We start from the raw sequence: 11,151 nt of genomic DNA on the forward strand, positions 1-11,151 counted from the left end.
TTAATTTATAACTTTTTTAGTAACTGTCTCTCCGTCTTGAGAGGTAATTTGGAATAACAACATTTGACTTTCAAAACCTAGTTTTAAACTAGTTTTAGTATCATTTATTCCCGATTTATTAAATAATAATCTACCTTGAACATCAAATATTTTCAGCGAATTCATTTTTATGTTTCCCGAATTAATATGTGTAATGTTATCTTGATTGTAAATCACAACTTGATTAGAATTAAATTCCGAATTATTAACACCTAAAGTGTTTTGATAAATAATATCAAATCTATTGCTAAAAGTGCCTATTGCTGATGTAAAACTATAATCCCCTTGAGATAAATTTTGTACAAAATTAGTATAATTATCTCTCAATAAAACATCTTGGGTTCCGTTAAATATCCCTTCTCTTTGGTTTAATGAAAAGGTATAAGTGTCGGAAACATTAGTTTTAAATATCAACGGAAGCACATCACTAACTACAAAACTAGGTCTCGCGTTAATAACCACATCTTGCGTTCCAGCTTTTGAATAAAACGCTACAGAAGAATCGTTAGAATACAATCCGTCTAATCCGCTATTATAATCATTAGTGGCATTTGGCACATAAGCAATTAAATTTTGACCTGCGCTTACATTAGTAGAATTTGTCATTTTTATCCAATAACGATCCATTTGAGTAGGTGATGATTTGAAGAATTGATTAACATTTTCGCTAGATCGCATAGAATTTGTGAAATTTAAATTTGTTTGTCCTGTCTTAGCTTTCACCATAAATCCTTGGCCTATTGAAATAAGATTACTATCCGTATAAGTAGCATTGTTTGTTAATGCGCAACCTATAGTTGAGCAAGTGGAATAGGAAACCAAATTGTCATTATCATTGTATTTTCTCCAAAACCATAAAGTACCTTCTATGTTACTACTATTGTCATTAATAAAATTATCTAACAAAATTGCAGATGGATATGGATTCCCCGTAGCATTAATAGCAGTATTGGTTCCTGTGTTTACCATAGTGAAATTTACATCGCCATTTCTAGGAACTCCGGTAAATGATCCAGTCCATTTTTGTGGAGCAGGGGACAAACTAGAATTATAAGAAAGCCAATTATTTGGGCTTCGTATCAAGTAACCTTTTGCAGTATTAAAAGTTGTAGTTACTGGATTCACTGAATTATATTGATTTGTTAATGTATTATAAATATAAAAACGAATATTAGTTGGTGCTATATTAGAAGTTAATGGTGAAAAATTAAATAATGTTTGCGAACCAATAACAGGAGAAGACCACAAAGTATAATCTAATCTATAAATAGGAGAGGTCATTCGTTTTACCGTAATATCTCCAGTGTTACTTACATTAGTTTGTTGTATTAAATTAGAATTGTTATTTAATGTAAAACTACTTCCAGTATTAACAGTCAATTTACCATATAAAGTAACATCATAACCTGAAGGAATAGATACGATTGCATTATTAGAAACAGTTAGTGTACAAGCAAATATATCGGTTGAAAGCGAATAGTTACCGGTCATATATGCAGTAGTAGTAATAGTTGGTTCGCCATTACTCCAAGAAGTACCATTCCAAGTTGTTGATGGAACTGTAATAGTAACAACGTTTGAATATTCGATTGTTGAAGTGCCATTTTGAACTACTGCTCTAAAATAAGTTGTAGTTGCTAAACTACCGATTAAAGATCCAGATAAAGTTGTTGATGTACTTGGAATATCTATTGGAGTTGTAAATGCAAAATCCGCAGATTTTTGCCATTTGATTACACTTCCTGTATTTCCAGTAAGTAGCAAATCATTAGGATTTGAATCTTTACAAATATTTTGATCTGCTGTAATTGTTCCTGCAACAGTTTGCAGGTCAGTTACTGTTACAGTAGACTGTACTGTATCACAATTAGAAGGATTTACTTTATCACAAATAGAATACGTTAATGTATAATTTCCTGCTGGCGTTCCAGGAGCTACGGTTACTGTTCCATCTGTGTTTAATGTTAAATGGGAATCAATTGTAACTACAGATAAGGTAACATTAGAGGTTGTAGCAGCAACTCCGTTAAAGGTGTCATTATTTAATACCGATGGTGTGCTTCCGCCTGCTAAAACACTTGGCGTATCTACAACAGCATCAATTGGAGAAAAAGTGCTCAAGGTAAAAGTAGCGGTATAATTACTACATGAATTATTTAAATATTGTGTTGTTCCACAACCTCCAGTATCTGAACCAGTATAGGCATAATAAGCTTCTATAGTGTAGCTTCCTGCTGCATAAGCAGTCAAATCAATAGATTGTAAACTAGTGCTCCATTTTTGATCTCCAGTAGTACATGGGCCTCCAGAAGGGAAAGTACCTCCTGAACAATCATTAGCGAATGGAATAGCAAAACTTTGGAATACTGGTACTGCAGGTCTAGAACCAGTTGTATATACAACATAAAATAAAGTTCCACCACATACATTCCCTGTACCTGATTTAAAAGTTTTTAATTCAGCACCTGTTAATTTTAATGTTCCTGAACTTGGACTATAAGAACCTAGATTGGCAGCTGTAAAAGTAGAAGAGCCAATTAAATTAGCAGCCGAACCCGAAGTGTTATAAAAAGAAGCAGAGGTTCCACCATTTGTTGAAATCCCAACTGCAGAAGCAAAATCTCCAAAATTAGTTGCTGGAGTTCCGCTAGAAACGGTTACAGTAAAAGTACAAGTACTAAAATTACCTTTTAAATCAGTAACTGTCATTGTTACTGTAGTATTCCCAAAAGGCAAAGATGTTCCTGCTAAAGGAGATTGTATTACTGTAAAGGAACAATCATCATAAGCATTTACTTCTGAAGTATAATCGGGTAAAGTTGCAGGACAAGGCAAAGTTTTATTTGGCACGCAACTAATGATTACCGGTGCAATACTTTCTGTTGTGCAGTTAATGGTAACTGAACAGGAAGAGATGGAGCTTGGAGAAACACAAGAAACTATAGGTAATGCATTAGCTGAAGCAGCTTTTAAAATATCAATAGCGTCTATACTTGCTCCGATTGTTCCGTCTGCAGAAAGTGCTTCAAACTTTACTTTCACTTGATTACTTATATACCCATCCAAACTAAAAGTTTTTATTCCGGTTGTATTTGATGTCCCCAATATGCTCCAAGTTGTACCACCATTTGTAGAAACAGAAACCGTAATAGTATTTTTGGCTGCATTAGTTCCTATATTAGCATGTGTATAAACTACTTGGGCGGCATTACCTGTTAAGTCCATTAAAGGCGATACGGTGGTAGAAATTTTTGCTTCACCTGTAATCGCAATGTCGTCAATTGCAGCACCTATAGTTCCATCTGCAGCTAAAGTTTCAAACTTCAATTTTATTGTATTACCAGTATAAGCAGATAAATCTATTGCTGCCATTGCTGTAGAAGTAATGGTCGTATGAAATCTTGTCCCTACTACTGTCCAAGTAACTCCATTATCAGAAGATGCTGAAACAGTAATCGTATTTTTAGCCTCAACGGCACTTGAAATTATTGCTGCTTTAAAGTTTAATGTTTTTGTATTAAATCCAGTAAAATCTAATGTAGGAGTAACAACAGTTGAGATAGTTCTCTCTGCAATAGTTATATCATCAATTCCGACACCAATACTGCCATCAGCTGCTAATGACTCAAATTTTATTTTTACTGTATTACTATTATATGCTGATAAATCAAATTCAGCCATTGTGGTTAAGGTAGTATTTATATGTACTCTAGTCCCTAAAACAGACCATGTTGCCCCATTATCGGTAGATATTGAAACCGTAATAGTATTTTTTGTAGTATTTGTCCCATTAAAAGTTCTTGCTCTAAATGATAAAAATTTACTTCTTCCTGCTGATAAATTAATTGTTGGTGAAATTGTTGAAGAAGTTGGAGTTAATAGTGTTAAACAACCTGATGTGTTAATAGCGGTTGCACAAGTTCCACCTTGCCCAATATTAGTATCTGCCCAACCTGCAAAAACTACGGTTGAACAAGTTGAATAGACATCAGTCCTAGTAGGAGTATAATTTGTTGTAGCATTATTAATCATACTAATATTGGAAGTAGTTCCTCCTATCTGTGTATCAGTCCATGTTGTAAAACCATTTTGCGCAGTTCTAGTAGGTGTAAAAGCTACAATTCCACTTAGCATATTTAAAACTGTAGTGCCTGTAACATTTGTGTCTGTCCAAGTGCCAAAACCAGCCACATCCGTTCTTGTTGGAACAGCGTTTGTTGTTGCTGACGTAGATCCTGTTTGTGTATATATCCCATTGTTAGACATGGTTTGGTTACCTGAAGCATCTTCAAAAATATTTACTTCACCAGTGGTTGCAGTAGAAAAAGTGTTATTACTTATAGTAATATTTAATGAAGCACCCGAATAATAAATATCCTGACCATCATCAAATGGGTTTACAAGTGTTTGTCCATCAGTTTGTAATAATTTTCCGTTATTTGAAAAAGAACAGTTGGTTATGGATGCCGTTCCAGTTACGGATTTAAAGCATATTGCAGCTCCATCTGCTGAAGTAGCTGTTCCAACAACTATAGAAGTAGTTCCTTTTGCTTGAGCTGTTGCAGCATTGGTATCAAAATTACAATTAGAAATTGTAGTGTTTGAAGTGCCATTAACAAAAATAGCGCCACCTCCAGAAGTATTGTCATCAGTTTCTGAAATATTATTAGAAAAACAAGAACCAGAAACAGAAAGTGTACCTGCATTTTGACCTATAGCACCACCTTTAAGAGAAACACATCCATTAAAAGTACAATTGGTTACAGTTACATTTGCCGTAGCCCCTTTTACTTGTAAGCCGCCACCATTTTCAGTTGCTGTTGCGCTTTCATTCTGATAAAACACGGTGTTGTCTATAAGAACAGTAGCACTATTAACTAATATACCCCCCCCCATTGATCCATTGTAGCCAGAGCATTTTAGAAAAGAATTTTTTATAGTAACGTTGGCGCCACCTGCAATATGAATATTAGGTAATGTTGCAGAAGCTCCTAAACAAGCAGTAATTAAAATTCCATCCAATGTTACATTTGTAAATGCACCGTTTATATTTATTACTTGGCCTTTTGCTCCGTTAGCATTGAAAAACTTTGTTAAAGTTAAATTTTTTACAGAAACATTACTAGAAGTAATTTCTGCCCATAATTGGGCTGCATTTCCATTGTCGAAAATAGTATTTCCGGTTCCGGCTCCAATAATCGTAATTTGTTTGTTTATTGCAATAGTATTTTGAGCATAAGTCCCTTTATCTATATAAATAACATCTCCATTTACAGCAATACCTATTGCTGCACTAAGTGTTGCTTTTGGTAAAGCAGGTGTTAAACCCGAGTTGGAATCGTTTCCAATTGCTGTACAATAAACATCGCCAGCAATTGCATTATTATTTACATAAATGTTTTTTGCCCAACTATTGGTACAGCAAAACACAATAAGCAAAATGCTTAATAGTTTTAAATTTTTAAATAAGTTTTTTTTCATGATTTTTTGTATTAATTTTTTTAATAATAATTTATATTCTTGATGTCTTGCCTAATTAACAATATCTATTATCAATGACATAGCAGGTATTGTATCTATTTAAAGAGCAGTAGATCAATAAGGTTAAAAAAACAAGTTATCACCAGCAAACTTGGTCCTTTTTAGACTCCAGGTAGAAGTTAACCAAGTAGTGCCTGATACCCTTGTTTAGTTACTTCTTTTTCATTTATTCCCAAAAGGACAAAAAAGATTCAAACATTGTTTTTTTGTTAGTAAAATTAATTTCATATATAATAATTATTAGATTTTCTAAAAAATATTTCACTGAAGCATCTGCATATAATAGCAATTATTTAAAAAAATGGTTTCTATGGTGAATTAAAACTTCATTTATATAAAAAAATCAAGTAAATAATTAATAAATAAAAAGAACATTTTTTGTCTTTTTTATTTATTAATTAAATTCTTGATTAGTAGGTGGGGGTATTTTTAAATAATAATTTACAAAAATAAAATTATAGTTCAATAAAAAAATCTAAAAAAAATATAATTATATGGTGTCAGATTTAAAAATACTTAAACATTAAATAATAGATAGTTGGCAATTGAGTAAATTTATAACTAAAATATAATAGGTCAGATTAAAAAATAACGTACTATAACCTTACGCCTTTGATAATATTTTGGAAATTTTGGAAATAACCTTCTTGATTTAATTTAGAAGTGAGGATTTCTAAAAATAGAATTTACTAATTTCAGTTGGATTATATAGTATTTTACCGCTTACTGTTATTAGTCTTAGTAATTATGTATTTAATATAATTGTTCTTTAATAAATCAACCTCGTCTTGAGAAAACTTCTTTTTTATACTATAATATAAATTTTGAAATTCTGTTTTCTCCTTAATTATATGAGCGTTTTCGGAAATTTTATATATTGTTTCTAATATTTTTATTTCGAAATAATTAAATTCATATTTAGCTTTGTATTTCAGTTTAACGTTCCCAATTGCCCTAAGAACTAAATCGTAATTTTTTAATTCATAATGAATTATAATATTTAGGAATTCAGCTCTTACAAAGACATTGGGCCTGTCGGAAAATTTAAATACATTAATAACTTTATTAATATATTTTAACCCATTTGAGAAATTTCCAAAAACACAATTTATAGAAGCAATTAAGTAGTAAATTTTAATGAAATAATAGGGTTCAATATTATATTTGGATGTTTTTATTGCCTGTAGAATGTTTTCTAGCACAATGGCCGCATCGTCAAATTGATTTACATAAAGTAAATGTTCTAACTCGGCTTGATTAGTAAATAAAAAAATTCTTTCCTGTATAACCTCTTTTTGAAGATCCAAAATATTGTCAAAATCTCTAAGCTTTTTCAGTTCGGAATAGAACTCATCGCTAGACCCTGTTTTTTTTATATCTATAACTCTAATAGAAATGGAAATATAATCTAAAGGATTCTCAAATTTATAGTCTTCATTGAAATCAAAAAAGGATAAAGCCTTATAAAGGTAATTTAATTCACTTAAATAATCTTTCTTAACATGGTAATAATTGGAATAAATAAGTTGGCAATAAACATTTAACCTAACTGAATCAAAATGATTATTTTTTAGCAGGACATTATTTTTTAGTAAGTTTTCAAATTCAAAAATTATTTTTTCTTTGTTTGTTTTACCTAAATTATTTTTGAGTAAATAACTATTATAATAAATATCTGTAATTTCTTTTTCGCTTTTTATTTGATTAAAACAATTTTCAATACTACAATTAACATCTATTGCCTTTATTAATCCTAATGAATATCCAGTACATTTTTTCTCCCAATTTAACAATTCAAGCATAAGATAATTGCTTTCATTAAACAATTTTATTTTTTTTGCTTTATTTATTAATTCTAAACATTCTTGATATAGTCCTTTGTAAAAAAGAATTTCTATGGATATTAATTGTTGTTTGATTTTAATATCAAACGTTTTTTCCGAATGAAATTCATTTAAAGATTTCAAAAGCATCTTCTTTAAATAATTCATGTCGGATGAGATAAACTTTAAAGAATAATTATGTTCCGTTAGGGTTTCAACTATTGACTTATCATTAAATGATTTGATTTTTTGAAATATGTTAAATAATAAGACGTATTTATTCTGACCTCCTATAATATGTCTATTACAAAAGACTTTAAAATACCTCTTCTCATTCATAGTCATTGACTTAATGACTTCAAATAGTAGTTTGTCGTTTTTCACTTTTTAGTTCTGATTAATCAAAATTACGATTTTTTATATAAAAAAACAAAGGTTTTAAAATTTACTTTTGGGAATCAATAATTATTAATATTAAATGATTTATGAGTAAAAATTACCTTTTTATCCTTTAAAAACGATTATTAAGCATAAAATCAATGCTTATTAGATTTAATTTTAATTTCTATTTTGTCATTTTAAATAGGAATATACATATGATCGTTTACTAATATTATTGCAAAAAGAATTTATAGTTCTTATCGGATTTTATCTGCTCCAAGCAACATAACGTTATGTGGACTTGAGAAGTTTATTATTAGACCGAAAATTATTCAAAAATAGGATTCTGATAATTTAAACCCCCCAGAGAATTGACACAATTTCGTTAAAGCTTTTGATAAATAACAAACATTAAAATTACTAATAGGTTCCAATTGTGTTTTGTGGATAATTAAACCTATTGAAATGTTTTAGTTACTTGAATTACTAAAAAAAATATAAATAAAAAAATGGAAAAACGGGACGAGAAATGTTATTGAAGGAGACTAATATTGGGCTGTTATCCCTCAGACTTCCGTCCTGTTAATCCTATATCATTGATTTATGAAATTAATATCAATTTTATCATACAGTTTAATTTTTAGATTTATGTAATCTACATGATGTAAAAACATAAAACTTAGTCAAAATTACCCAATAATTATGAAAAAAAACACAATATATAAATTTAGTTTAATTTTAATGCAATTCTTGTTGCTTTCCCAAAATGAATTAATTGCTCAAATAACAATTAATAATACTAGCAATACTGTTAACCAACTTGTTAATGGAGTTTTAGTTCCTTCCGGAAGCGGCACAACAATTTCAAATGTAGTTTTTAGAGGAGTATATAATAATTCTAATCGTTATCAAGTTGGGTATTTTAGTAGTGCAGGAAACACTTTAAGTCAAATGGGATTTACGTCGGGAGTAGTAATAACATCAGGAAACACCTCAACAATTCCTTTAACATTGGGTACAAATCCAGGAAGTGTGGCACAAATGGGAACTGCCTACCTTTCGGGAACACCTGGAGAACTTAGACAAACAGGCTCACCACCACCTACAATAATACAAGATTTAGATGTTTTAGCCGGTGCTTTTAATTATTTCAACGGTGCAATCTTAGAGTTTGATTTTGTGCCAGTAAATACAAAAGTCCAATTTAGATATGTTTTCGGTTCAGAAGAATATAGTGACCAAGGAGGCGCCATTAATTATCAATGTTCCTCTTATAATGATAAATTTGGATTTTTAATTAGTGGTCCTGGTATTACAGGCGGACAAGGATTTAGTAATAATGCTAAAAATATTGCCAGACTTGCAAATGGTTCTGAAGTAAGTATTAATTCGGTAAATAATGGCGTTGTTGGCTCAAGTGCCTCTTCACAAAATGCTACTTATTGTACAGCTGCTAATGGAGATTGGACACAAAACACCCCAACTCCAGAATTTGGATTAAATAATGGTCATATTGATGGAACCCAATTAAATGGAAACACAAAAATTCTAACTGCTTCACAATCTGGATTGATTCCAGGGCAAACTTACCATATAAAACTTATAGTTACCGATGTAAACGATGCTACATACGATAGTGTTGTTTATTTAGAAGCCGGTAGTTTTACAACTGCTGAAAATTGTTCTGCTGGTGCAAACCAAACTTTATGTTCAACTACTTCAACAACTCTAGCCGCAACTTCACCATTAACGGGAACTTGGTCAGTAACTAGTGGAACTGCAATATTTTCTAATAGTAATAGTCCTACTTCTGGAGTTACAGGCTTATCCAACGGAATTAATGTGCTAAGATGGACTGCAATTGATTTATCTTGCTATGCTGAAGTAACAATAACGGTAAATGACACAGCTCCAAAACCTATTCTAAGCACACTTGCTCCTACTTGCTCCTCAACAGGGATAACAACAATTTTAAATTATGATGGTGCAAACACCTATGCTTTTAACCCTGTAGGCCCTACTATCGGCCCTACTGGAATAGTTAATGGAGCCACCATTGGCACATCTTACACTATTACTTCTTCTAATACTTTTTGCACTTCACTCCCATCAAATACTTTCACAAATGATGCTCAACTAGCCACGCCTTTAGCACCTATCGTTGTTTCTCCAGTCATTTATTGTCAGAATGCTACCGCATCAGCTTTATTTGCTACGGGTTCTAATTTACTTTGGTATACTGCTGCAACTGGAGGTATGGGTTCTACTTCGGCTCCAACTCCAAGTACTTCAGTTGCTGGATCTACAAATTACTATGTCTCCCAAACTCTTTTAGGATGTGAAGGCACTAGAGCAGCTATTACAGTAACGATTAACGCTGCTCCTGTAGCTCCTACCGTGGTAACTCCTGTTACGTATTGTCAGAATGCTACCGCATCAGCTTTATTTGCTACGGGTTCTAATTTACTTTGGTATACTGCTGCAACTGGAGGTATGGGTTCTGCTTCGGCTCCAACTCCTAGTACTTCAGTTGCTGGCTCTACAATTTACTTTGTTTCCCAAACTATTTTAGGATGTGAAGGCACTAGAGCAGCTATTACAGTAACGATTAACGCTGCTCCTGTAGCTCCTACCGTGGTAACTCCTGTTACGTATTGTCAGAATGCTACCGCATCAGCTTTATTTGCTACGGGTTCTAATTTACTTTGGTATACTACTGTAACTGGCGGTATAGGTTCTGCTTCGACTCCAACTCCTAGTACTTCAGTTGCTGGCTCTACAAATTACTATGTTTCCCAAACTCTTTTAGGATGTGAAGGCCCTAGAGCTGCTATTACAGTAACGATTAACGATACACCTAATCCTCTTATAATTAATACCATAACCCAACCAACATGTAATGTAGCTACAGGAAGTGTCACCTTAAGTGGCTTGCCTACTTCGGGAACTTGGACAGTAACTGCAACTCCGGGTGGGGCTACGATTTCCAATTCTGGAACAACCGCTGTTTTCTCTGGGCTTGCGCCAAATACGTATACATTCACAGTTACTAATTCCAATGGTTGTACTTCTGCAGCCTCTGGAAGTGCAACTATTTTAGCACAACCTATTACGCCTTCTGCTCCTATTGTGGGAACTATTTCCCAACCTACTTGTAGCACTGCAACAGGAAGTGTCACCTTAAGTGGCTTGCCTGCTTCGGGAATTTGGACAGTAACTGCAACTCCGGGTGGGGCTACGATTTCCAATTCTGGAACAACCGCTGTTTTCTCTGGGCTTGCGCCAAATACGTATACATTCACAGTTACTAATTCCAATGGTTGTACTTCTGCAGCCTCTGGAAGTGCAACTATTTTAGCACAACCTA

At 32.4% G+C, this 11,151-nt stretch carries 3 protein-coding genes; 1 reads left to right on the plus strand and 2 read right to left on the minus strand.

The window, feature by feature from the left end; translation table 11 throughout:
• Both ACIQ2J_RS08480 and ACIQ2J_RS08485 read right to left on the minus strand, forming a co-directional pair.
• A complete protein-coding gene (locus ACIQ2J_RS08480) occupies positions 1–5,520 on the minus strand; it encodes an HYR domain-containing protein (protein ID WP_396168554.1) in 5,520 nt (1,839 codons plus the stop codon).
• Positions 5,521–6,296: 776 nt separating this feature from the next.
• Positions 6,297–7,787 (minus strand): hypothetical protein, encoded by a 1,491-nt coding sequence (locus ACIQ2J_RS08485; RefSeq protein WP_396168556.1) that lies wholly within the window; start codon positions 7,785–7,787, stop codon positions 6,297–6,299.
• Between the two features lie 699 nt (positions 7,788–8,486).
• Between ACIQ2J_RS08485 and ACIQ2J_RS08490 the strand changes: the two genes are divergently transcribed.
• Positions 8,487–11,151: choice-of-anchor L domain-containing protein (locus ACIQ2J_RS08490; RefSeq protein WP_396168558.1), on the plus strand; the 2,665-nt coding region annotated here is incomplete at its 3' end.

This window comes from Flavobacterium sp. (assembly GCF_044357305.1).
Lineage (GTDB): Bacteria > Bacteroidota > Bacteroidia > Flavobacteriales > Flavobacteriaceae > Flavobacterium.